This window comes from uncultured Gemmiger sp., assembly GCF_934561205.1.
Classification (GTDB): domain Bacteria; phylum Bacillota; class Clostridia; order Oscillospirales; family Ruminococcaceae; genus Gemmiger.
This window is the reverse complement of sequence record NZ_CAKTFU010000007.1, coordinates 1-22,932: the sequence shown is the minus strand read 5'-3', so window position 1 is coordinate 22,932 and position 22,932 is coordinate 1. Positions and strand designations below refer to the sequence as shown.

17 protein-coding genes and 1 pseudogene are annotated in these 22,932 nt (G+C 60.6%); 5 read left to right on the top strand and 13 right to left on the bottom strand.

The genetic code is table 11. From position 1 onward, the window contains the following. Positions 1-3 precede the first annotated feature (3 nt). Positions 4-1,119, top strand: a complete 1,116-nt coding sequence (gene murG / locus Q0I19_RS06075; RefSeq protein WP_294758263.1) for an undecaprenyldiphospho-muramoylpentapeptide beta-N-acetylglucosaminyltransferase — start codon at positions 4-6, stop codon at positions 1,117-1,119. 22 nt (positions 1,120-1,141) lie between these two features. Further along, positions 1,142-2,302, top strand: a complete 1,161-nt coding sequence (locus Q0I19_RS06070; RefSeq protein WP_294758262.1) for an FtsQ-type POTRA domain-containing protein — start codon at positions 1,142-1,144, stop codon at positions 2,300-2,302. Between the two features lie 64 nt (positions 2,303-2,366). Here the strand turns inward: Q0I19_RS06070 and purB are convergent, their stop codons facing one another. The 10 genes from purB to purE all read right to left on the bottom strand — a co-directional run bounded on the left by purB (position 2,367) and on the right by purE (position 15,419). Next, positions 2,367-3,803 carry an adenylosuccinate lyase gene (gene purB, locus Q0I19_RS06065; RefSeq protein ID WP_294758260.1) on the bottom strand — a complete coding sequence of 479 codons (1,437 nt, stop codon included), beginning with the start codon at positions 3,801-3,803 and terminating at the stop codon, positions 2,367-2,369. Between the two features lie 182 nt (positions 3,804-3,985). Then, complete coding sequence (locus Q0I19_RS06060) at positions 3,986-7,672, bottom strand: phosphoribosylformylglycinamidine synthase (protein WP_294758256.1); 3,687 nt, start codon at positions 7,670-7,672, stop codon at positions 3,986-3,988. 31 nt (positions 7,673-7,703) lie between these two features. Beyond that, complete coding sequence (purD, locus tag Q0I19_RS06055) at positions 7,704-8,990, bottom strand: phosphoribosylamine--glycine ligase (RefSeq protein ID WP_294758254.1); 1,287 nt, start codon at positions 8,988-8,990, stop codon at positions 7,704-7,706. A gap of 70 nt (positions 8,991-9,060) precedes the next feature. Continuing rightward, the gene (locus tag Q0I19_RS06050; RefSeq protein ID WP_294758253.1) at positions 9,061-10,242 is read right to left on the bottom strand and encodes a phosphoribosylaminoimidazolecarboxamide formyltransferase; all 1,182 of its coding nucleotides are present in this window, start codon (positions 10,240-10,242) and stop codon (positions 9,061-9,063) included. Positions 10,243-10,245: 3 nt separating this feature from the next. Beyond that, complete coding sequence (locus tag Q0I19_RS06045) at positions 10,246-10,980, bottom strand: IMP cyclohydrolase (protein WP_294758252.1); 735 nt, start codon at positions 10,978-10,980, stop codon at positions 10,246-10,248. After that, positions 10,980-11,573, bottom strand: a complete 594-nt coding sequence (purN, locus tag Q0I19_RS06040) for a phosphoribosylglycinamide formyltransferase (RefSeq protein ID WP_294758250.1) — start codon at positions 11,571-11,573, stop codon at positions 10,980-10,982. Before purN ends, Q0I19_RS06045 begins: the two co-directional genes overlap by 1 nt. Continuing rightward, positions 11,570-12,610: a phosphoribosylformylglycinamidine cyclo-ligase gene (gene purM / locus Q0I19_RS06035; RefSeq protein ID WP_294758247.1), complete on the bottom strand. Its 1,041-nt coding sequence runs from the start codon at positions 12,608-12,610 to the stop codon at positions 11,570-11,572. The genes purN and purM overlap by 4 nt, the downstream gene beginning before the upstream one ends. A 26-nt stretch (positions 12,611-12,636) precedes the next feature. Further along, positions 12,637-14,100 (bottom strand): amidophosphoribosyltransferase, encoded by a 1,464-nt coding sequence (purF, locus tag Q0I19_RS06030; protein WP_294758371.1) that lies wholly within the window; start codon positions 14,098-14,100, stop codon positions 12,637-12,639. Between the two features lie 44 nt (positions 14,101-14,144). After that, the gene (gene purC, locus Q0I19_RS06025; protein ID WP_294758245.1) at positions 14,145-14,858 is read right to left on the bottom strand and encodes a phosphoribosylaminoimidazolesuccinocarboxamide synthase; all 714 of its coding nucleotides are present in this window, start codon (positions 14,856-14,858) and stop codon (positions 14,145-14,147) included. Between the two features lie 60 nt (positions 14,859-14,918). Continuing rightward, positions 14,919-15,419 (bottom strand): 5-(carboxyamino)imidazole ribonucleotide mutase, encoded by a 501-nt coding sequence (purE, locus tag Q0I19_RS06020; RefSeq protein ID WP_294758370.1) that lies wholly within the window; start codon positions 15,417-15,419, stop codon positions 14,919-14,921. Positions 15,420-15,875: 456 nt separating this feature from the next. On the opposite strand from purE, the gene Q0I19_RS06015 reads away from it, so the two are divergent. Both Q0I19_RS06015 and fucO read left to right on the top strand, forming a co-directional pair. Next, entirely contained in the window at positions 15,876-16,361 is a 486-nt protein-coding gene (locus Q0I19_RS06015; protein WP_294758244.1) for a transporter, read from the top strand. Between the two features lie 292 nt (positions 16,362-16,653). Further along, positions 16,654-17,802, top strand: coding sequence for a lactaldehyde reductase (gene fucO, locus Q0I19_RS06010; protein ID WP_294758242.1), 1,149 nt, complete (start codon positions 16,654-16,656; stop codon positions 17,800-17,802). A gap of 178 nt (positions 17,803-17,980) precedes the next feature. On the opposite strand, the gene lepA is transcribed toward fucO, so the two are convergent. Together lepA and alr are read right to left on the bottom strand one after the other, a co-directional pair. Further along, a complete protein-coding gene (lepA, locus tag Q0I19_RS06005) occupies positions 17,981-19,789 on the bottom strand; it encodes a translation elongation factor 4 (protein ID WP_294758241.1) in 1,809 nt (602 codons plus the stop codon). After that, positions 19,789-20,967 (bottom strand): alanine racemase, encoded by a 1,179-nt coding sequence (alr, locus tag Q0I19_RS06000; protein WP_294758239.1) that lies wholly within the window; start codon positions 20,965-20,967, stop codon positions 19,789-19,791. The genes lepA and alr overlap by 1 nt, the downstream gene beginning before the upstream one ends. A gap of 159 nt (positions 20,968-21,126) precedes the next feature. Between alr and Q0I19_RS05995 the strand changes: the two genes are divergently transcribed. Next, entirely contained in the window at positions 21,127-22,263 is a 1,137-nt protein-coding gene (locus Q0I19_RS05995) for an aldo/keto reductase (protein ID WP_294758237.1), read from the top strand. 273 nt (positions 22,264-22,536) lie between these two features. Here the strand turns inward: Q0I19_RS05995 and Q0I19_RS05990 are convergent. Next, positions 22,537-22,932 (bottom strand): annotated as a pseudogene (locus Q0I19_RS05990) (TPM domain-containing protein); the annotation flags it as partial.

Sequence of the window (22,932 nt, the reverse complement as noted above, 5' to 3'; positions counted from 1 at the left end):
ACTATGCGTGTTTTGATTGCCGCCGGCGGCACCGCCGGACACATCAACCCGGCGCTGGCCATTGCCGGTGCGCTGAAAGCCGCCGACCCCACGGCGGAAATTCACTTTGCCGGGCGCAGAGAGGGGATGGAGTACGGCCTTGTCACCAAGGCGGGGTATCCCTTCCACCACATTGAGATCAACGGCTTTCAGCGCCGCATCACGCCCGAAAACATCGTGCGCAATGTGGTGGCACTGTGGCATCTGGCACTGTCCGGCCCGCGCACACAAAAAATCCTCAACGAAGTATCGCCGGATTTGGTCATCGGCTGCGGCGGCTATGTCAGCGGGCCGATCGTGCGCGCCGCCGCCAGGCGCGGCATCAAGACCGCCATTGACGAGCAGAACGCCTTCCCCGGCGTGACCAACAAGCTGCTGGCGAAGGACGTGGACATCATCTTTGCCGCCAGCGCCGACGCGGTGGAAAAGCTCGGCGCGCCCGAAAAAACGCTGGTCGTGGGCAACCCCGTGCGGCCTGAAATCCTGTCTGCCGACCGCGAGACCGCCCGCCGCAATCTGAATGCGGGGCAGCGCACCGTCATTGTCAGCTTTGGCGGCAGCTTGGGTGCCGACCGCGTCAACGAGGTGGTGGCCGACCTCTGCAAGTGGGAGGCCGACACCCACGCCGATGTGCTGCACCTGCACGCCACAGGCAAGCGCGGCGTGGCACTGTTTGAGCGCCTGCAAAAAGAAAAGGGCTTTGCCCCCGGTGAAAACCTGCAGGTCATGCCCTACATCAACAATATGCCCCAGATGCTGGCGGCTGCCGATTTGGTCATTGCGCGCTCGGGTGCGCTGACCTTGGCCGAGCTGGAGGCTGTGGGGCGGGCGTCCATTTTGATCCCCAGCCCCAACGTGGCAGAAAATCACCAGTATTATAACGCGCTGGAGCTGCAAAATGCCGGCGCCGCCATCGTCATTGAGGAGAAAAACCTCACCGGGCAGCTGCTGGCGGACACTGTGCAAAAGCTGCTGGCCGAACCCGGCAAGCTGGCCGCCATGGGGCAAAATGCCAAGGCCGTGGGCAACCCCCGCAGTCTGGAACTGATTACCGAAAAATTACTGGAACTGATGCAATAAATCCAAAAGGAGGAGCCGCAATATGGGGAATGACCGCCGAAACAACGGCTCCGCCAACAAAAAACGCAGCCTGGGCAGCCGCGTGGGGCTGCAAAAAGCGACCTCGCCGCCGCGCCGTGCCGCGCAAAGCGCACCGCGCCCCGCCCGAACCCCGCCGCGCCCCCAACAAGCGCCGTCCCGCCCGCAGCAGACTCCGCCGCGCCCGCAAAACCAGCTGAACCCGCAAAAGCCCGGCTACCGACCCGGCGCACCAAAAAAGCAGCGCCGCGTCACCCAGGCCGAGCAGCTGCGCCGCCGCCGTCGCCGCCGTATGCTGGGTGTGCTGGCCGTGCTGGCGGTGCTGGCCGCCGCCGTGCTGCTGTCGGTCAATTTGCTGTTCAAGGTCACGGCGTTCCGCATCGAAAATTTTGACCGCACCACCCCCGCCGACACAGGCATCTATTCGGGGGAGGATATCCTGAACGCCCTGCAAATCGAGCAGGACAGCAACCTGTTCGGCTTTTCCACCGCCGCCAAGACGCAGGAGCTTTCTCTTGCGCTGCCGTACCTCGACCGTGTGCAGGTGGATATCCAGCTGCCGGGCACTGTGGTCGTCAAGGTGGAACCTGCCACCGAGCGTTTTGCCGTGCCCTATGACGGCGGCTGGGCGATTTTGAGTGACAGGCTGAAAATTCTGCGCCTGGCCGACAGCCGTCCCGACGGGATGCTCTCACTTTCGATGACGCTGGACGATACCTTTGACCCGCAGGTGGGCACCTACGTTGAACCTGCCAGCTACAATTCGCTGCTGGATGCGCCCGAACAAGCCGCCGCAAGCGGGGATACCGCCGAACCCACGCCCACGCCGACGGCCACCGCCGCGCCGGAGGTCGTCTACCTGCAAACCCCCGCGCCCGAGGTGCTGCAAACCCTGCTGACCGAGCTGCACGAAAAAGACCTGTTTGACGGCATCACCGCCGTGGATATTGCCGATTTAAGCCGCATCAGCGTCGTGTACCAGGACCGTGTGCGGGTCATTTTGGGCAACGATACCAATATGGAATACAAGCTGCGCCTGGCCGCCGTGGCATTGACCGACCCTGACGAGGGGCTGCTGCCCGCCGACCGCGGCACGCTGGATGTCAGCATGACAGAATCGGACGGCAGCATCAAAGCCTATTTTGACCCCGGCACCGCGCCGTAAAGCATTGTTTACAAAAAATCGCCCCGCCGCAAATTTGCGGCGGGGCGATTCGTTTACGGAAAAATCAGACGTTCAGCTCAACGTGCTGACCCAAGTCCTCTTGGTTGGCGTCCAGCACGGGGCGGATAACATCGTGCAGGAACTCGGTGACCTGCTCGGCGCTGCGGCCGGTAAAGGCTTCGGGGCTAAGCTCGGCCTCGATCTCCTCACGGGTCAGGCCAAAGGCGGGGTCGGCTTCGACGCGGGCGATCATATCGTTGGGCAGACCCTCCTGCTTGACAACCGCAGCGGCAGCCACGGCGTGCCCGCGCAGACGCTCATGCAGCTCCTGACGGTCGCCGCCCTTTTTGACGGCCTTCATCATAATGTTTTCGCTGGCCATAAAGGGCAGCTCTGCCATGACGCGGGCGCGCACGACCTTGGGGTAGACGACCAGACCGTCGGAAACGTTCAGCAGAATGTTCAAAATGGCGTCGGCGGCCAGGAAACCCTCTGCCATGGCAATGCGCTTGTTGGCAGAGTCATCCAGCGTGCGCTCAAACCACTGGGTGCCGCTGGTCATGGCGGGGTTCAGCACATCGACCATCAGGTAGCGGCTCAGGGCGCAGATGCGCTCGCAGCGCATGGGGTTGCGCTTGTAGGGCATGGCGGAGGAACCGATCTGGTTTTTCTCAAACGGCTCCTCCATCTCCTTGAAGTTGGCCAGCAGGCGGATGTCGGTGGCCATCTTCATGGCGGACTGCGCCAGCCCCGCCACAGCGGACAGCACGTTGTAGTCCACCTTGCGGCTGTAGGTCTGGCCGCACACAGGCACGACCTTGGCAAAGCCCATCTGGGCGCAGACATCGGCCTCAACCGCCTTGATCTTGGCAGAATCGCCGTTGAACAGCTCCACAAAGCTGGCCTGGGTGCCGGTGGTACCCTTGACACCGCGCAGCGCCAGCCGATCGATCTGGTGGTCGATCTCCTCCAAATCCATGAAGAACTCGTTCATCCACAGCGTGGCGCGCTTGCCCACGGTGGTAAGCTGGGCGGGCTGGCAGTGGGTGTAGGCCAGGCAGGGCATATCCTTGTATTGGTCGGCAAACGCGGCCAGGTTGGCCAGCACACCGATGAGCTTTTTGCGCACCAGCTGCAAGCCCTGACGCATAATGATAACATCAGTGTTGTCGCCTACATAGCAGCTGGTAGCGCCCAAGTGGATGATACCCTTGGCGGTGGGGCATTGCAGACCGTAGGCGTAGACGTGGCTCATGACGTCATGGCGCACCAGCTTTTCGCGGGCGATGGCATCGGCATAGTTGATGTCGTCCTTGTGGGCTTCCAGCTCGGCAATTTGGGCATCGGTGATGGCAAGACCCTGCTTCTGCTCCGCCTTAGCCAGCGCGATCCACAGTCTGCGCCAGGTGCGGAACTTGTTATCCTCTGAGAAGATGTACTGCATCTCGTCCGAGGAATAGCGGGTGGAGAAGGGGGAAATATAACGGTTATGCTCAGACATGATAGAACCTCCGAGGTTTTGTCAGAGTTTGGGGTAGGGGGGCGCAACTCTGCAAGGGTGTTTGGGTATCGTTTACCTGTTAGCAAGTATACCATACAATGCGGAATCAGAAAAGAGCGTTTTTCAGAAATCTGCGCGCGCCGCGCGCAGACCTTATCTCAACTCTTAACTCTATTTTCAGCTTACAGCTTAAAATAGTTCACGCCGCCTTCAAACAGGGGCTGGTACTTGTCGCCGGTAACGTTCTTGTACAGCAGATCGCCGCTGCGCTCGCTGTGACCCATCTTGCCGAACACACGTCCGTCGGGGCTGGTGATGCCTTCAATGGCCAGCACGGAGCCGTTGGGGTTGCAGCTCATATCCATCGTGGGCTGGCAGGCAAGGTCAACATACTGGGTGGCAACCTGACCGTTGGCAATCAGCTGGTTCAGCAGCTTTTCCTCGCAGACAAAGCGGCCCTCGCCGTGGCTGATGGCGATCAGGTGCTCGTCGTTGACGCTGCACTCGCTCAACCAGGGGCTCTTGTTGCTGGCGATGCGGGTGCGCACCAGCATACTCTGGTGGCGGTGGATGGTATTAAAGGTCAGCGTCGGGTCGTCCTTGGTGATGGGGCGGATCTCGCCGTAAGGCACAAGACCCAGCTTGATCAGCGCCTGGAAACCGTTGCAGATGCCCAGTGCCAGACCGTCGCGCTGGTTCAGCAGACGGTTGACGGCATCGGCCACCGCAGGGGCGCGGAAGAACGCCGCAATAAACTTGGCGGAGCCGTCCGGCTCGTCGCCGCCGGAGAAGCCGCCCGGCAGCATCAAAATCTGTGCCTCGTCCAATTCCCGAACCAGCGCCTCGCAGCTTTCGGCAACATCGGCAGGGGTCAGGTTTTTCAGAACCAGAATGTGCGGGTCGCCGCCGGCACGGCGGAACGCGCGGGCAGTGTCATATTCGCAGTTGGTGCCCGGGAACACGGGAATGACCACGCGCGGGGTGGCCAGGCGCACGGCAGGTGCCTTGCGCTTGTTGGCGGGGCAGTCAAACTCCAGCGCGGTCACCTGCTCGCCGGCGCGGCGGTAGGGGAATACCGGCTCCAGCTTGCCTTCCCACTTGTCCTGCAGGCGGGCCAGGTCAATGAACTTGCCGCCGACCTCCATCGTGTAATCCACGGTGGTAAAGCCGAGGAACTCACCGGCAGAGGGGTCCAGCAATTCCAGAATGACCGAGCCGTAGGCGGGCTTGAACAGGGTATCGGGGTCAATGTCGTTGGACAGCTGCAAGCCTACATGGTTGCCCACGCACATCTTGAACAGCGCCTCGGCAATGCCGCCGTAGCCGGGGGTGGCGGCGGACAGTACCTTGCCCTCGGCAATCATCTGCTCTACCGCCTTGTACACGGCGATCTGGCTGCCGATTTCGGGCAGACCGTTCTTGTAGTTGGGGCGCAGCAGCACGACCGCGCTGTTGGATTTCTTAAATTCGGGGCTTTGCACATTGCGGGTGTCGCCGATGGCGGTGGCAAAGCTGACCAGCGTCGGGGGAACGTCCAGCCCCTCAAAGCTGCCGGACATACTGTCCTTGCCGCCGATGGACGCAATGCCCAGACCCATCTGGGCATCCAGCGCACCCAGCAGGGCGGCCATAGGCTTGCCCCAGCGCTCGGGGGCGTCGCCCAGATGCTCAAAGTACTCCTGGAAGGTCAGGTACATATCCTTGTGGCGGAAACCGGCGCACACCAGCTTGGTGATGCTCTCCACTACGGCCAGGTAGGCGCCGCGGTAGGGGTCGGCCTCGGTCAGGTAGGGGTTGAAGCCCCACGCCATGCCGGAGCAGGTGGTGGTTTCGCCGTCCACGGGCAGCTTGGCGACCATGGCCATGGAGGGGGTCAGCTGGTACTTGCCGCCGTAGGGCATCAGCACGGTGGCCGCGCCGATGGTGGAGTCAAAGCGCTCGCCCAGACCTTTCTGGCTGCAGACGTTCAGATCGGTGACGAGGCTTTCCAGCTTTTCCGCAAAATTGCTGCCGGCAAACTGGGGCTGCCAGACATGACCGGGCAGGATATGCACATCGGCGTGGCGCTCGGCACCGTTGGAGTTCAAAAACTCGCGGGACAGATCGACAATTGCCTTGCCGTTCCAGTATTCGCGCATACGCTTTTCCTCGGTAACGGTGGCAACGATGGTCGCCTCCAAATTTTCCTCGGCAGCGTACTGCATAAAGGCGGGGGCATCCTCGGCGGCAACGGCAACGGCCATGCGCTCCTGGCTCTCGGAGATGGCCAGCTCGGTGCCGTCCAGACCTTCGTACTTTTTGGTGACCTTGTTCAGGTCGATGTTCAAACCATCCGCCAGCTCACCGATGGCAACCGAAACACCGCCCGCACCAAAGTCGTTGCAGCGCTTGATTAAACGGCAGGCATCCTCACGGCGGAACAGGCGCTGCAGCTTGCGCTCAATGGGGGCGTTGCCCTTCTGCACCTCGGCGCCGCAGGTTTCCAGGCTGGTCAGCTTGTGCGCCTTGGAGGAACCGGTGGCACCGCCGATGCCGTCACGGCCGGTACGGCCGCCCAGCAGGATGACCACATCGCCGGGGGCGGGTTCCTCGCGGCGGACATGGCTGGCGGGGGTGGCGCCGACCACAGCGCCGATCTCCATGCGCTTGGCGGCATAGCCGGGGTGGTACAGCTCGGCGACCTGCCCGGTGGCAAGGCCGATCTGGTTGCCGTAGCTGGAGTAGCCGGCGGCGGCGGTGGTCACCAGCTTGCGCTGGGGCAGCTTGCCGGGCATCGTTTCGGAAACCGGTTTCAGCGGGTCGGCAGCGCCGGTGACGCGCATCGCCTGATACACATAGCTGCGTCCGGACAGCGGGTCGCGGATGGCACCGCCGATGCAGGTGGCGGCACCGCCGAACGGCTCGATCTCGGTGGGGTGGTTGTGGGTTTCGTTCTTGAACAGGAACAGCCAATCCTGCAGCTCGCCGTCCACATTGCACTGGATCTTGACGGTGCAGGCGTTGATCTCCTCGCTCTCGTCCAGATTTTTCAGCACGCCGCGCTCCTTCAGCGCCTTGGCGGCGATGGTGGCGCAGTCCATCAGGGTGCGGTTCTTCTTGTCGCGGCCGGTTTCGGCGCGCAGAGCCATGTAGCGGTCAAAGGCAGCCTGCACCATCTCATCGTCGATCTGCACATTGTCCAGAATGGTGCCGAAGGTGGTGTGGCGGCAGTGGTCAGACCAGTAGGTATCAATCAGGCGAATCTCGGTGATGGTGGGGTCGCGGTGTTCGCTGCGGAAATACTGCTGGCAGAACACGATGTCGGCATGGTCCATCGCCAGGCCCTTCTCGTTGCGGAAGGTTTCCAGCGCGGCATCGTCCAGTGCGGTAAAGCCGTCCAGCGTCTCCACCTCGGTGGGAACGGCAAAGTCCATCTTCAGGGTAGTGCGTTCGGCCAAATCGGCCTCGCGGGCCTCCACGGGGTTGATGACATACTTCTTGATGGCGGCGATGTCCTCGTCGGTCAGATCGCCGTCCAGCAAATAGACGCGGGCGCTGCGCACGTCGGGGCGCTCGCCCTGGCTCAGCAGCTGGATGCACTGGCTGGCAGAGTCGGCACGCTGGTCAAACTGGCCGGGCAGGTACTCCACGGCAAAGACGTACTGTGCGGCGGGCAGGGCGTCGTAGGTCACGTCGACGGGCGGCTCGCTGAAAACGGTGGGGATCGCCTTTTCAAACAGGGCTTCGTCGATGCCCTCGACATCGTAGCGGTTCACCAGACGCAGGTTCTGCAAACGGGTGATGCCCAGCAGCTCCTTCAGCTCGCGGCAAAGATCCTTCGCCTCGCCGTCAAAGCCGGGCTTTTTCTCAACATAAATGCGATATACCATTGAATTTTCCTCCTAAAAATAGAAGTATCGGTCAGTTCTGCATGGCAGCCAGCGCGCGGGCGCCGATGTCATGGCGCTTGTGCAGCCCGTCAAAGCGGATGCTCTCGCTGGCGGCGTAGGCCTTTTCCAAGGCGGCGGGCAGGGTGTCGGCGGTGGCGGTCACGCCCAGAACGCGCCCGCCGTTGGTGACGAGCTTGCCCTCCTTGACGGCGGTGCCTGCGTGGTACACCGTCACATCGGCGGCGTCCAGCTGCCCGTCGGTCAGGCCGGTGATCTCCTTACCCTTTTCGTAGGCGAGGGGGTAGCCGCCGCTGGCCAAAATGACACAGGCGGCAGCCCCGTCACGGAATTTCACCTCGGTCTTGTCCAGTGTGCCGTCGGTGGTGGACTGCATTACGGTAAGCAGGTCGCTTTCCAGCAGGGGCAGCACGACCTGCGTTTCAGGGTCACCGAAACGGCAGTTGTATTCAATGACCTTGGGGCCGTCGGGGGTCAGCATCAGGCCGAAGTACAGGCAGCCCTTGAAGGGGCAGTCCTCCGCCTGCATGGCGGCGACCGTGGGCAGGAAAATCTCCTTCATGCAGCGGTCGGCAACCTCGGCGGTGTAGTAGGGGTTGGGGGCCACGGTGCCCATACCGCCGGTGTTCAGCCCCTCGTCGTAGTCGAGGGCGCGCTTGTGGTCCATGCTGGAAACCATCGGCTTGACGGTCTTGCCGTCGCAGAAGCTCAGCACGCTGACCTCGGGGCCGGTCAGGAATTCCTCCACCACAACGTGGTTGCCGGAGGCACCGAACTTTTTGTCCAGCATAATTTCCTTGACACCGTCGGCGGCCTCCTGCTCGTTCTGGCAGATCAGCACGCCCTTGCCCAGCGCCAGACCGTCCGCCTTGATGACAACGGGGTACTTGCCCTCGGCGCGGATATAGTCCATGACCTTGGCGGCATCGTCAAAGGTCTCGTATTTGGCCGTAGGGATGCCGTATTTCTTCATCAAGTCCTTGCTGAACACCTTGCTGGCCTCAATGCGGGCGGCAGCCTTGTCGGGGCCGAAAGCGGGGATGCCCACCTTGGCCAACTCATCCACCATGCCCAGTGCCAGCGGGTCGTCCTGCGCTACCACAACGTAGTCAAAGGCTTCCTCCTTGGCAAAGGCGACCATGGCGGGCACGTCGGTGGCGGCGATGGCCTTGCACTTGGCGTCATAGCTGATACCGCCGTTGCCGGGGGCGCACCAGATCTCGGTGCAGCGGGGGCTTTTTTTCAGGGCGCGGATAATGGCGTGTTCACGGCCGCCGCCGCCCACAACTAAAATCTTCATAAAAGATCCCTCCGTATAAAACACCAACAGCCCGCGGAGAATTTTCAGCGCAGGCAAGTTGGATTTGGGTTTAGTGATGGAACAGGCGGATGCCGCAGAATGCCATGGCGATACCGTACTTGTTGCAGGTATCAATGACCTGGCTGTCGCGGATGGAGCCGCCCGGCTCCACAATAGCGGTCACGCCGCTGCGGCGCGCGCGCTCAATGTTGTCGCCAAAGGGGAAGAAGGCATCGCTGCCCAAGGATACGCCGGTCACCTTGTCCAGCCAGGCGCGCTTTTCCTCGGCGGTCAGCGGCTCAGGGCGGCGGGTGAAGGTCTCGGCCCAGACATCCTCACCGATGACGTCCTCCGGCGTGTCGCCGATGTACACGTCAATGGCGTTGTCGCGGTTGGGCTTGGCGATATCGTCGCGGAAGGGCAGCTCCAGCACCTTGGGCATATGGCGCAGCTGCCAGTTGTCGGCTTTCTGACCCGCCAGACGGGTGCAGTGTACGCGGCTCTGCTGCCCGGCGCCGACGCCGATGGTCTGGCCGCCCTGCACATAGCAGACGCTGTTGGACTGGGTGTATTTCAGCACGATCAGGCTCATGACCAGATCGCGGCGCTGCTCGTCAGAGATGACCTTGTTCTCGGTCACGATGTTCTGCAGCATCGTTTCGTTGGAAATTTCCAGATCCTGGCGACCCTGCTCAAAGGTCACGCCAAAGACGGTGCGGGTTTCCAGCGGGGCGGGGGTGTAGTCGGGGTCGATGGCGACCACGGCGTAGTTGCCCTTCTTCTTGCTTTTCAGAACCTCCAGCGCGTCGGCGTCGTAGCCGGGGGCGATGATGCCGTCGGATACCTCGTGCTGGATCAGCTTGGCGGTGGACAGATCGCACACATCGGACAAGGCGATCCAGTCCCCGAAGCTGGACATACGGTCGGCACCGCGGGCGCGGGCGTAGGCGCAGGCCAGGGGGGACAGCTCGGTCTCGGGGGCGATGTGGTACATCTTGCGCAGTGTGTCGTCCAGGGGCAGACCCACGGCGGCACCGGCGGGGGAGACATGCTTAAAGCTGGCGGCGGCGGGCAGACCCAGCGCCTTTTTCAGGTCGCGCACCAGCTGGTAGGAGTTGAAGGCGTCCAGGAAATTGATATAACCGGGGCGGCCGTTCAGAATGGTCACGGGCAGGTCAGAGCCGTCCGCCATGTAGATGCGGGCGGGCTTCTGGTTGGGGTTGGTGCCGTATTTCAGCTGAAACTCGTTCATTGATTAACCCTCCACAGCGGTGTACTTGTTCAGGATCATATCCTCGTAGGTGCCGGTCGCCAGGCTGATGCTGCGCACAAACAGGCTGACCTTGTTGTCATCGTTCAGGGAATCCCACAGCTTGTAGGCAAACTTGTCGGGGTCGTTCTCGTCAATGGCTACCCGCATCGGCTCGCCCGCAAAGCTGGGGATGGGGCTGCCGTTCTTCTGGTAGGTGCTGATGAAATGCCCCTCGCCGGCCACGGGCTGGGGATAGTCGAAGGTCTGGCGCTGCACGCTGGCGGCGTTGCCCTCGCAGGATTTTAAGATGGACAGCTTGTATGCGCCGGTGCGGTTGTCCACCACGCCGGAGATGCGGGGGGTGAAGTTAGGGGCATCGTCCTCGTAGGTGCGGGTGGCAAGCGCGGCCTCAAAGCTGTAGCCGGGGAACAGATTGCCGCTGATAAACTTGGCAATCGTGTCGGTCTGGTCGCCGTTGGTCACCACGGTGGTCTCGCGCAGGGTCAACACGGCGTTGTAGATGATCAGGTGCGGGTCCTCCAGCTTGGCGGGGTCGGCGGCTACCGTGCGGATACCGCCGGGAATCGGCTCAAACACGCGGTTGCGGCTGTTGGAGCTGCGGCCCATGATCCAGTAGGCAACGTAGGCCTTTTCGCCGTCGGGGCTTTGGCCCAGCACAATGCCGCGGCCGGGGTAATCGTTTCCGGCCAGGAACTTGTTCAGATTTTTCTTCATCATTATACCTCATCACGGCAAACCATGGCCAGGGCCTGCGGCAAAAGCTGCCATTCGGCCTCCACCATGACGCGTTTCTGCAAAGTTTCGGGGGTGTCGTCGGGCTGCACGGCCACGGCCTTTTGCAGCAAAATCGGCCCGCCGTCACATTCTTCGTTGACAAGATGCACCGTGGCACCGGTGATTTTTACGCCGCGCGCCAGGGCGGCCTCGTGTACGCGCAGGCCGTAATAGCCCGGCCCGCAAAAGCTGGGGATCAGGCTGGGGTGGACGTTCAAAATCCGGTTGCGGTAGGCCGCAATGACCTTTTCGCCCAGAACGCTCAAAAAACCTGCCAGCACCACCACGTCAATGCGGTTGGATTGCAGCTCGTACAAAAGCGCCTCGTCAAATTCCTCGGCGGTGGCAAACGCCTTGCGGCTGACCACCACGCTTTTTACCCCGGCATCGGCGGCGCGCTGCAAAGCGTACACGCCAGGCTTGCTGGCCAGCACCAGACAGATGCTGCCGTTGGGGTTTTCGCCCCGACGCTCGCTGTCCAGCAGCGCCTGCAAATTGGTGCCGCCGCCGGAAACCAAAACCGCTACACGCTTCATACCAGCTCGACCCCGCTGCCTTCGACGACGGTGCCCAGACGGTAGGCGTCCTCGCCGTGTGCCTGCAGAATTTCAATCGCCTTGTCGGCGTCCTCGGCGGCGACGGTCACGACCATGCCTACGCCCATATTGAAGGTGTTGAACATGTCATGCTCGGAGATGCCGCCCTCGCGCTGCATCACGTCAAACAGGGCAGGGGTGCGCACGTCCGCCTTGGCGATGCGGGCAGCGCAGCCGTCCTTCAGGCTGCGGGGAATGTTCTCATAAAAGCCGCCGCCGGTGATGTGGCTGATGCCCTTGACCTTCACTTCATCCAGCAGCGCCAACACGGGCTTGACATAGATGCGGGTGGGTGCCAGCAGGGCTTCGCCCAAGGGCTTGTCCATGCCATCAAAGGTTTTTTGCAGAACCTCGGGGTGGTTGTCAATGTCAAAAATCTTGCGCACCAGCGAGAAACCGTTGGAATGTACCCCGGTGCTGGGCAGGGCGATCAGCACGTCGCCCGCCTGCATATCGGCGTTGGACAAGATCTTGGCCTTGTCCACAACGCCCACGGTAAAGCCGGCCAGGTCGTACTCGTCCTCAGGCATCATGCCGGGATGCTCGGCGGTTTCGCCGCCCACGAGGGAGCAGCCTGCCTGCACGCAGCCCTCGGCAACGCCCTTGACGATCTCGGCAATCTTTTCGGGAATGTTGCGGCCGCAGGCGATGTAGTCCAGAAACACCAGCGGCTTGGCACCGGCGCAGATGACGTCGTTGACGCACATGGCAACGCAGTCGATGCCGATGGTGTCGTGGCGGTCCAGCAGCATGGCGACGCGCAGCTTGGTGCCGACGCCGTCGGTGCCGGAGATCAGCACGGGATGCTCCATGCCGGTGCAATCCAGCTCAAACAGGCCGCCGAAGCCGCCCAGGCCGCCGATGCAGTTCTCGGTCATGGTGCGGGCAACGTATTGCTTCATCAATTCCACCGAGCGGTACCCGGCGGTAATATCCACGCCGGCAGCGGCGTAGCTGGCAGAATAACTCTTTTCCATTGCAAACTCCTACATTCGTTATGTCATCACAGCATCTTGCTGGGGTTGGACTGGCTCAGGGGTTTATCGTAGACGATCTCCAAGGGTTCGGTCGGCGGGGCAACGGGATACTTGCCGGTAAAGCAGCCGGTGCAGTAGCCGCAGCTGCTGTGGATGCCCAGCTGCTGAACGTGTTCAATGCTCAGGTAGCCAAGGGAATCCGAGCCGACCAGTTTGTTGATCTCCTCGACGGTGTGCCCGGTGGCGATCAGGTCCTTTTCGTCGGGAATGTCGGTGCCGAAATAGCAGGGGTGGACAAAGGGCGGGGCGCTGATGCGGTAATGCACTTCCTTGGCGCCCGCCTCGCGCAGCAGGCGGATGGTGCGGGCGCTGGTGGTGCCGCGCACGATGGAGTCATCGACCAAGACAACGCGCTTGTCCTTGACGGTGGCGGAGATGGCGTTCAGCTTGATGCGCACGCTGCTCTCGCGCTGGGCCTGGGTGGACTGGATAAAGGTACGTCCGACATACTTGTTCTTGATAAAGCCCACGCCGTAGGGAATGCCGCTCTCCTGGGCGTAGCCCAGCGCGGCGTCCAGACCGGAGTCCGGCGCGCCGATGACGACATCGGCCTCCACGGGATGCTCCTGCGCCAGAAAACGTCCGGCCTGCAGACGGGCTTCGTGTACGCAGGTGCCTTCGATCACGCTGTCGGGGCGGGCAAAGTAGATGTACTCGAACACGCACAGGGTGTGGGGGGCAATGCCGCAGTGGCTGTCCAGACTGCGCAGACCGTGGCGGTCGGCGATCACGACCTCGCCGGGGCGCACGTCGCGCACAAACTTGGCGCCGACGGCATCCAGACCGCAGGTTTCGCTGGCAAAGACCCAGCCCTTGTCGTCGGGCAAAGCGCCGATGCACAGCGGGCGGAAGCCGTGGGGGTCGCGCGCGGCGATCAGCTTGGTGTGGGTCATAATGACCAGACTGTACGCACCCTCGATGTCGTCCATCGTGCGGCTGACGGCCATCTCAATGTTGGGGGTCACCAGACGGTTCTGGGTCAGCAGATAGGCAATGACCTCGGTGTCCGAGGTGCCGTGGAAGATGGAACCGCTCATCTCCAGCTTGCGGCGCAGCTGCGCGGCGTTGACAAGGTTGCCGTTGTGGCAGACCGCCATGGCGCCCTTGCAGTGATGCAAAATCATCGGCTGGGCGTTGGAGCGGCTGCGCTGCCCGGCGGTGGCGTAACGCACATGGCCGGTCGCCATCTTGGCGCCCTGGGGCAGCTCCTCCAGCACGCGCTTGGTGAAAACCTCGCTGACAAGACCCAGGTCGCGGTAGCCGGAAAGCACACCGTCCACGTTCAGGGCAATGCCGCAGCTTTCTTGCCCGCGGTGCTGCAGGGCATACAGGGCGCTGTACACGGCGCTGACCATATCGGTCTCGCCGGTTTTATCGTAGATGCCAAAGACGCCGCACTCCTCGTGCAGACCTTGGCTGTATTCGGAAATTTCGTTCATTCACGTTCTCCCAACTCTGTAAAATGCGGGGCAAATCAGCCCAGCAGGCGCTTCATAACTTCCTGATAAGCGTCTGCCTCGCCGCCCATACCGCGGCGGAACAGATCCTTGTCGAGGTGTGCGCCGGTGGTGGCATCCCAGAAGCGGCAGGTGTCGGGGCTGATCTCGTCCGCCAGAATGATGGTGCCGTCCGCCAGGCGGCCGAACTCCAGCTTGAAATCGATCAGGCGGATGTTGGCATCCAGCAGGATCTTCTTCAGCACTTCGTTGACCTTGAAGGCATAAGCGGCGATGGTGTCCAGCTCCTCCTGGGTGGCCAGGTCGAGAGCCAGCGCGTAGTAGTGGTTGATGAACGGGTCATGCAGGTCGTCGTTCTTGTAGCTGTACTCCAGAATGGGGGTCTTGAAAACCTTGCCCTCGGGTACGCCCATGCGCAGGCTGAAGTGGCCGGCGGCAACGTTGCGCACGATGACCTCCAGCGGCACGATCTCGACCTTCTTGACAAAGGTGTCGCGGTCGTTGATCTCCTCGATATAATGGGTGGGGATGCCCTCTTTTTCCAGCTTCTGCATCAGAGCGTTGGACAGCTTGTTGTTGACAATGCCCTTGTCGCGGATGGTGCCGCGCTTTTCGCCGTCACCGGCGGTGGCATCGTCCTTGTAGTGGACCATAACAACGTTGGGGTCGCTGGTAGCGAAAACCTGCTTGGCCTTGCCTTCGTACATCTGCTCTTTAACTTCGTAATTCATAAGAAACGCTCCTTTTATGTTTGTGTATGTTTTAATATTAAATAAGGTAGGGTGTCGGGTTTACAGGGCGGCAGCCTCGGCGGCGATGGCGGCGTCCTTCTTGGCGATGGCGGCGGCGGTGTCGGCGCGGAAGGCATCCAGCTTTTCGGCAAGGCTGTCATCGCTCAGGGCGAGGATCTCCACCGCCAGATAGGCGGCGTTCTTGGCGCCGTTCAGGGCAACGGTGGCAACGGGGAAACCGCCGGGCATCTGCACGGTGGCAAGCAGGGCGTCCAGACCGTCCACGGCGCCGCCCTTCATCGGGATGCCCACCACCGGCAGGGTGGTGTTGGCGGCAAAAGCCCCGGCGAGGTGGGCAGCCATACCGGCGGCGCACAAAATCACGCCGTAGCCGTTGGCGCGGGCAGACTTGGCAAAGGCGGCGGCAGCCTCGGGGGTGCGATGCGCCGAAAGAATGTGGGCCTCAAACGGTACGCCGAAATCCTTCAGCACCGTGCAGGCACCTTTTACAATCGGCCAATCGCTGTCGGAACCCATAATGACGGCAACTTTTTTCATAATGCGACCTTCCTTTCCGGAAAAACAAAAAAGCGCAGCAACCGATAGAACGGTACACTGCGCTTTTATACTATACTGCGGATAGGGTACAGGTAGGACATACCGCAACCGAGATTCTGTTTTTTGCCGATCATAGCGGTACCTCCTCATTGAGTGTGTATCCCTGTGGTTCCCTTGTAAGATTAGTGTAAAGCCAACGGCGAAAAAATGCAAGATGCGGGGGCGTTTTTCAGCCAAAAAACAACCGAAAACGGTTTTCACCAGCGCTTTTTGTCGTTTTTGATGAGGTTTTGACAGCAGAAGTACGACTTTCACAATGTGAAAAAGATATCAAATCCTGCGCTCCCGCTGCCGCTGTCGGCATGGCAGATTGCACAAAAAAATGTTTACATTTTTTACAAGACGCGGACACTGCTTTTGTGGTATGATAAGACTATCAAATAGGGGAGTATGAAAACTATGAAATTGGGAAACCACATCGTAACCAACACAGGGCTGCGCCGCAAAGAGGAGCATATCAAAAACGTGCTGCGCAACCAACTGGCGGGCATTGCCGGGCTTTTGGAGGTCCTGCTTGCCATCATTGTGCTGATTGCATTGCTGATCAGCATCGTCCCGCTCATCGAGCTGCTGCCCAGCCTGTTTATCGACGATAACGGGGTAGGGGTGCATGATTTTCTCGTACATGCGTTGGATATTGTCATCGGCATCGAGTTCGTCAAGATGCTTGCCAAGCACAGCCCCGGCAGTGTGCTGGAGGTTTTGCTGACCGCCATTGCCCGTAATATGATCGTCGGGCACGGCGACGCGCTGCAAAACCTGATCAGCGTGGGTGCCATCGCCCTGATTTTCATCATCCGCCGGTATCTGTATGTACCCGCCTTTGGTCACGCCCTGCCCACCGCTGAGCCGGAGCCGCAGCCGGAAACCGCCGAGGTTCACTAGAATTTTCACAAAGTCTGCGCAGATTTTACAGATGGAAACAAACTGTCCAATGCGGTATACTAAAGGTAATACCACATAATTCTAAGTGCCGATACGGCGAGCGAGGTGCGGCAGCTGCTAAGCCAAAAGCGCAGATAATACTGGATGTCTTATCGAGCATTTTGGCAACGCAGATGCCGTGCCGCAGCCGCCGGAGCGGTGCTTAAGCCGTAAGGCGGGAATTGTGCGGTGTTGCCTAAAGTTATCCAAGGAAAAACCGGCGTTTTGCCGGATAAAAAAAGGAGATATTATTATGGCAAGTCGCATTGTTTTGAACACCATTTCCTACCACGGTCACGGCGCGATCGAGAACATCGTTCCCGAACTGACCGCCCGCGGCTACAAGAAGGCCTGTGTCTGCTCTGACCCCGACCTGATCAAGTTCGGCGTCACCAAAAAGGTCACCGACCTGCTGGACGCTGCCAAATTTGCCTACGCTGTTTACAGCGAGATCAAGCCCAACCCCACCATTCAGAACGTACAGGACGGCGTCGCTGCCTTTAAGGCTGCCGAGGCAGACTGCATCGTGACCATCGGCGGCGGCTCCTCCATGGACACCGCCAAGGCTATCGGCATCATCATCAACAACCCCGAGTTTGCCGATGTCCGCAGCCTGGAGGGCGTGGCCCCCACCAAGAAGCACGCCGTGTTCACCATCGCCGTGCCCACCACCGCCGGCACCGCTGCCGAAGTCACCATCAACTACGTCATCACCGATGTCGAGAAAAAGCGCAAGTTTGTCTGCGTTGACACCAACGATATCCCTGAGGTCGCTGTCGTTGACCCCGATATGATGTCCAGCATGCCCAAGGGCCTGACCGCCGCTACCGGTATGGACGCCCTGACCCACGCCATCGAGGGTTACATCACCAAGGGTCACTGCACCATCTCTGATATGTTCCATCTGGAAGCCATCAAGCTGATTGCCGAGAACCTGCGCGGCGCCGTTGCCAACACCCCTGAAGGCCGCGAGGGTATGGCTTTGGGCCAGTACATTGCCGGTATGGGCTTCTCCAACGTGGGCTTAGGCATTGTGCACAGCATGGCGCACGGTCTGTCCGCCCTGTATGACACCCCCCACGGCGTGGCCTGCGCCATCATCCTGCCCACGGGTCTGGAGTACAACAAGGACGTTGCGGGCGAGCGTTACCGCGCCGTCGGCAAGGCCATGGGAGTTGTCGGCATTGACGAGATGAACGACGCCGAGGCCGCCGATGCCACCATCGCCGCCGTCAAGAAGCTGAGCGCCGATGTGGGCATCCCCACCGACCTCAAGAGCATTTTGAAGGAAGAGGACGTTCATTTCCTCGCCGAGTCCGCCTTTGCCGATGCCTGCTGCCCGGGCAACCCCCGCGACACCAGCGTCGAGGAGATCGAGGCCCTGTACCGCAGCCTGATGTAATTTTTGCTATGCTAAACAAAGCGGGTGCCCGCCATACGGCGGGCACCCGCTTTTTCAGAGTTAAGATAAGGAAAGGGCGGGGTGCAAGCACCCCGCCCGCGACCGTATATGTTATAACGAATATAACGGGTCGTTCGTAGGCACGGCTACTATGCCGCCCGTGGCAACCGCCCGGATATCACGATTCGCTGTCCAATTTCAGCACGGCGGTAAACGCCTCGCTGGGCAGGGTCACGCTGCCGAGGTGGCGCATCTTCTTTTTGCCTTCCTTCTGCTTTTCCAGCAGCTTCTTTTTACGGCTGATGTCGCCGCCGTAGCACTTCGCCAAAACGTCCTTGCGCATCGCCTTCACGGTTTCGCGCGCAATGACCTTGCCGCCCACGGCTGCCTGAATGGGAATTTCAAACAGCGCACGGGGGATATTTTCTTTCAGCTTTTCGCAGATGCGGCGGCCCTTGGCGTAGGCATTGTCGGCAAATACGATCATCGAAAGCGCATCCACCGCCTCGCCGTTGAGCAAAAAGTCCATACGCACCAGCTTGCTCTCGTGCCAGCCCTCCCACTCGTAGTCATAGCTGGCGTAGCCGCGGCTGCGGGATTTAATGGCATCAAAGAAGTCATAGACGATCTCGCCCAGCGGGATCAGATAATGCAGGTCCACGCGGGTTTCGTCCATATATTTCATATCGACCATAATGCCGCGCTTGGTCTGGCAAAGGTCCATCAGGGGGCCCACATACTCGTTGGGGGTGTAGATGTGGGCGTTGACAAACGGCTCCTCCGATTTGACAATGCGGGTCGGGTCGGGGTAGGCGGACGGGTTGTCGATGACCTCCACGGTGCCGTCCGTCAGCGTCAGGCGGTACTGGACACCGGGAGTAGTGGTGATCAGTTCCAGGTCAAACTCGCGCTCCAACCGCTCGGAGATGATCTCCATATGCAGCAGCCCCAAAAAGCCGCAGCGGAAGCCAAAGCCCAGCGCGGCGCTGGTTTCCGGCTCAAAAGTCAGCGAAGCATCGTTCAATTGCAGCTTTTCCAGCGCGTCCTTCAAATCGGGGTAATCGGCACCGTCGGCGGGGTAGATGCCGCAGAACACCATCGGCGTCACGGTGCGGAAGCCGGGCAGCGGTTCTGCGGTGGGGTTATTGGCCAGCGTCACGGTATCGCCCACGCGGGTGTCGCGCACGGTCTTGATGCTGGCGGTCAGGTAGCCGACCTCGCCCGCCTCCAGCTTGTCGCAGGGGCTTAGCTGGGTCGCGCCCATATGCCCGACCTCCACCAGCTGGAATTCCGCGCCGGTGTTCATCAAACGGATGGTATCGCCGGGCTTCACGCTGCCCTCAAACACGCGGATGTAGACGATAACGCCCTTGTAGCTGTCGTAGACCGAGTCAAATACCAGCGCCTTCAGCGGCAGGTCGGGGTCGCCGGTGGGGGCGGGGATGTTCTGCACCACGCTCTCCAGCACGTCCTTGATGCCGATGCCCATCTTGGCGGACACGCGCGGTGCCTCCATGCAGGGCAGACCGATGACGTCCTCGACCTCCTTGGCAACCGCGTCGGGGTCGGCGCTGGGCAGGTCGATCTTGTTCAGGATCGGCACGACCTCCAAGTTGTGATCCAACGCCAGATAGCAGTTGGCAAGGGTCTGCGCCTCCACGCCCTGGCTGGCATCCACGACCAGCACCGCGCCCTCGCAGGCGGCCAGACTGCGGCTGACCTCGTACTGAAAGTCCACGTGACCCGGGGTGTCGATCAGGTTAAACTCATAGGTTTCGCCGTCGTCCGCCTTGTAGCGCATGGTGACGGCGCGCGCCTTAATGGTGATGCCGCGCTCTTTTTCCAAGTCCATATTGTCCAGAACCTGATCCGTCATGGTGCGTTTGTCCACGCTGTCGGTCAGCTCCAGCATACGGTCGGACAGGGTGGATTTGCCGTGGTCGATGTGGGCAATGATGCAGAAATTTCGGATGTTCTTGCGTGCCATCAGGTTTCCTCCAAGTTGTTGCAGACTTTTACGGGCTTGCCGTTTTCCAGATAAACGCGGGGTACGCGGCGCGAAATGCCGCAGATGATTTCATAAGATATGGTGCCCAGCTTGGCAGCGAGAGTGTCCGCCGTGTCGGCACCGCCGGGGCCGAATACCGTGACTTCGTCGCCCATGGCGACACCGGGGATGTTGGTGACGTCGATGAGCGTTTGATCCATGCACACGCGGCCCAAAACGGGGGCGGGCTTGCCGTTGACCAGCATCAGCCCCTGCCGCAGCGTGCCGGACAGTGCGCGGCTGTAGCCGTCGGCGTAACCCACACAGACGGTGGCGACCCGCATCGGTGCGCGGGCGGTAAAGGTACGCCCGTAGCTGACGCTTTGCCCCGGCTGCAGCGTTTTGACAAAGGAAACCACGGTTTTCATCGTCATACAGGGCTGCAGGGCAGGGAAGTGTACCTCGTCGCTGGGGTCCAGCCCGTACAGGATAATGCCCGCGCGGGTCATATCGCAGCGCCATTCGGGGTGGCAGAGCTGCGCGGCGGAGTTGGCGCAATGCACCGTGCCCGTGGGGAACCCGTCTGTTTGCAGCCGATCCAGAACGGCGGCGAACAGGTCGTGCTGTTCTTCGGTGTAGGCGCGGTTTTCGGGGGTTTCGCTGTCGGCCACGGCAAAATGCTGGAACACGCCGCTGATCTTCAGCCCCGGCAGGGCGTACAGCGCCTCCATCTCGCGCAGGGTTTCCTCAAAGCCGGAACGCACCGCAAAGCCGATGCGCCCCATGCCGGTGTCTACTTTTAAGTGAACCGGCACCTGCACCCCGGCGGCGGCAGCGGCGGCGGAAAGCGCCCGCGCATACTCGGTGGAAAAACACGCCGCAGCGATATTGTTTTTGGCGAGCACGGCGGCGCGGTCGGGCGCGGCGTAGCCCAAAATCAGGATGGGCTTGTTGATGCCGTGGCGCCGCAGGTACAACCCCTCGTTCAGGTTGCTTACGGCAAAACCGGCGGCCCCTTCCTGCTGCAAAACCTCGGCAACTTCAGCGGCACCGTGGCCGTAGGCATCGGCCTTGACCACGGCGCAGATGTCGCCGCCCACCGCTTTTTGTATATAGGCAAAATTGCTGCGCAGAGCGTCCAGGTCGATCTCGACCCAGCAATGCTTCTCAAAATCCATAGCTGACTCACCCCGCTAAAAAGATTTGTTCTATAAACAATTTATTATAGCATAGTTTTTGCGCGGTTACAAGCCTATTCTATGCCCGCAAAGGCTTGACGATATACGGGGGTAAGGGTGTATAATAGGATAACACATACAAAAACGGAGGCAACGAAAATGGATATTTTTAACAACGCCAAAAAGCTGGGCTTTGGTTTGATGCGTCTGCCCCGCCTGAACCCCAACGATGAGGGCAGCATCGACCTGGAACAGACCAAACAGATGGTGGACACCTTTTTGCAGCGCGGCTTTACCTATTTTGACACCGCGTGGATGTACTGCGCCTTCAAGAGCGAGAACGCCGTCAAGGACGTGCTGACCTCCCGCCACCCGCGCGAAAGCTACACCCTGGCCACCAAGCTGCATGCGGCGTATATCCACAGCCTGGACGACCGCGACGCTATTTTTAACACCCAGCGCGAAAAGACGGGCGTCGATTACTTTGACTACTACCTGCTGCACGATATGGGCGCCGAGCATTACGAAATCTACAAAAAGTATGACTGCTTTGCCTGGATTGCTGAGAAAAAGCGCCAGGGGCTGATCAAGCACATGGGCTTTTCTTTCCACGATACCGCCGAGGTGCTGGACAAGATTTTGACCGAGCATCCCGAGATGGAGTTTGTGCAGCTGCAGATCAACTACCTGGATTGGGACAGTGAGGGCGTGCAGTCCCGCAAATGCTACGAGGTTGCGACCAAGCACGGCAAGCCCGTTATTGTAATGGAGCCTGTCAAGGGCGGCACGCTGGCCAAGCTGCCCGCCGCTGCCGAAAAGCTGCTGCGCGCCACAAACCCTGAGGCATCTGTTCCCAGCTGGGCGGTGCGTTTCGCCGCCGGTTTGCCCAACGTTAAAATGGTGCTTTCGGGCATGAGCAGCACCGAGCAGCTGCTGGACAACACAGGCTTTATGCAGGATTTTGTCCCGCTGACGCAGCAGGAGCAGGCGGTCATCGCGCAGGTAGTGGATACCATCAACGCCAGCATCGCCATACCCTGCACGGGCTGTGCCTACTGCACGGAAGGCTGCCCGATGCACATTGCCATCCCCAAGTATTTTTCGCTGTACAACGCCGATTTGCAGGAATTGAAGGACAAGGATTTTACCTCCCAAGGCGCCTACTACGACAACCTGACGCTGAAATTCGGCAAGGCAAGTGATTGCATTGGCTGCGGCCAGTGCGAGAGCGTATGCCCGCAGCACCTGCCCATCATCGAAAACCTCAAGCGCGTTGCCAAGCAGTTTGAGGCGTAAGCACAGCAAAAAGGCTGCCGAAAAACTCTTGTAGGGGCGGGGCACGCCCCGCCCGCGACCATATACTATAATGAACATAATGGGGTGGCTTGTAGGCACGGCTACTATGCCGCCCGCCGCAGCCGTCCCGATCATGCGGTATACCGGGTAAACCGCACGGGACGCATATATGCGTCCCCTACAAACCTACCGAAAATTCGCAATCGTCCCATTCAGTTTATTGACACACCCAAAAAGGCTGCCGCATTGCGGCAGCCTTTTGCTGTACCCCTATCAGAATTTTCCGCCCGAGCTGCCGCCAAAACCGTCGCTGTCGGTACTCGACCCGCTGGAACTGCTGTCGTCCTTGACGGGGTCGTAGCGCTCGGTTTCGGTGGTGTGGGTGTAGGTGTCCTCCACCACGGACAGCGCCAGGCCCTCGGCGGGCATGTAGGCGTTGGCGTGGGTCTGCTCGTTGGCGGTTTTCATCTGCGCGTAGAAGATGCCGCAGACGATGCTCGCCACTGCCAGCGGAATGACAAACACAAACACCCACTTGATCCAACCCTTGGCGGGGTCGTTGCCGCTGTCCAGCGGCGCGCCCTTTTCGGCATAGAAATCCAGCGTGTCAGCGCACATTTCTATGTAGGTGTCGGAGGCCTTGTAATACGATCCGTCCGAGAGCATCGG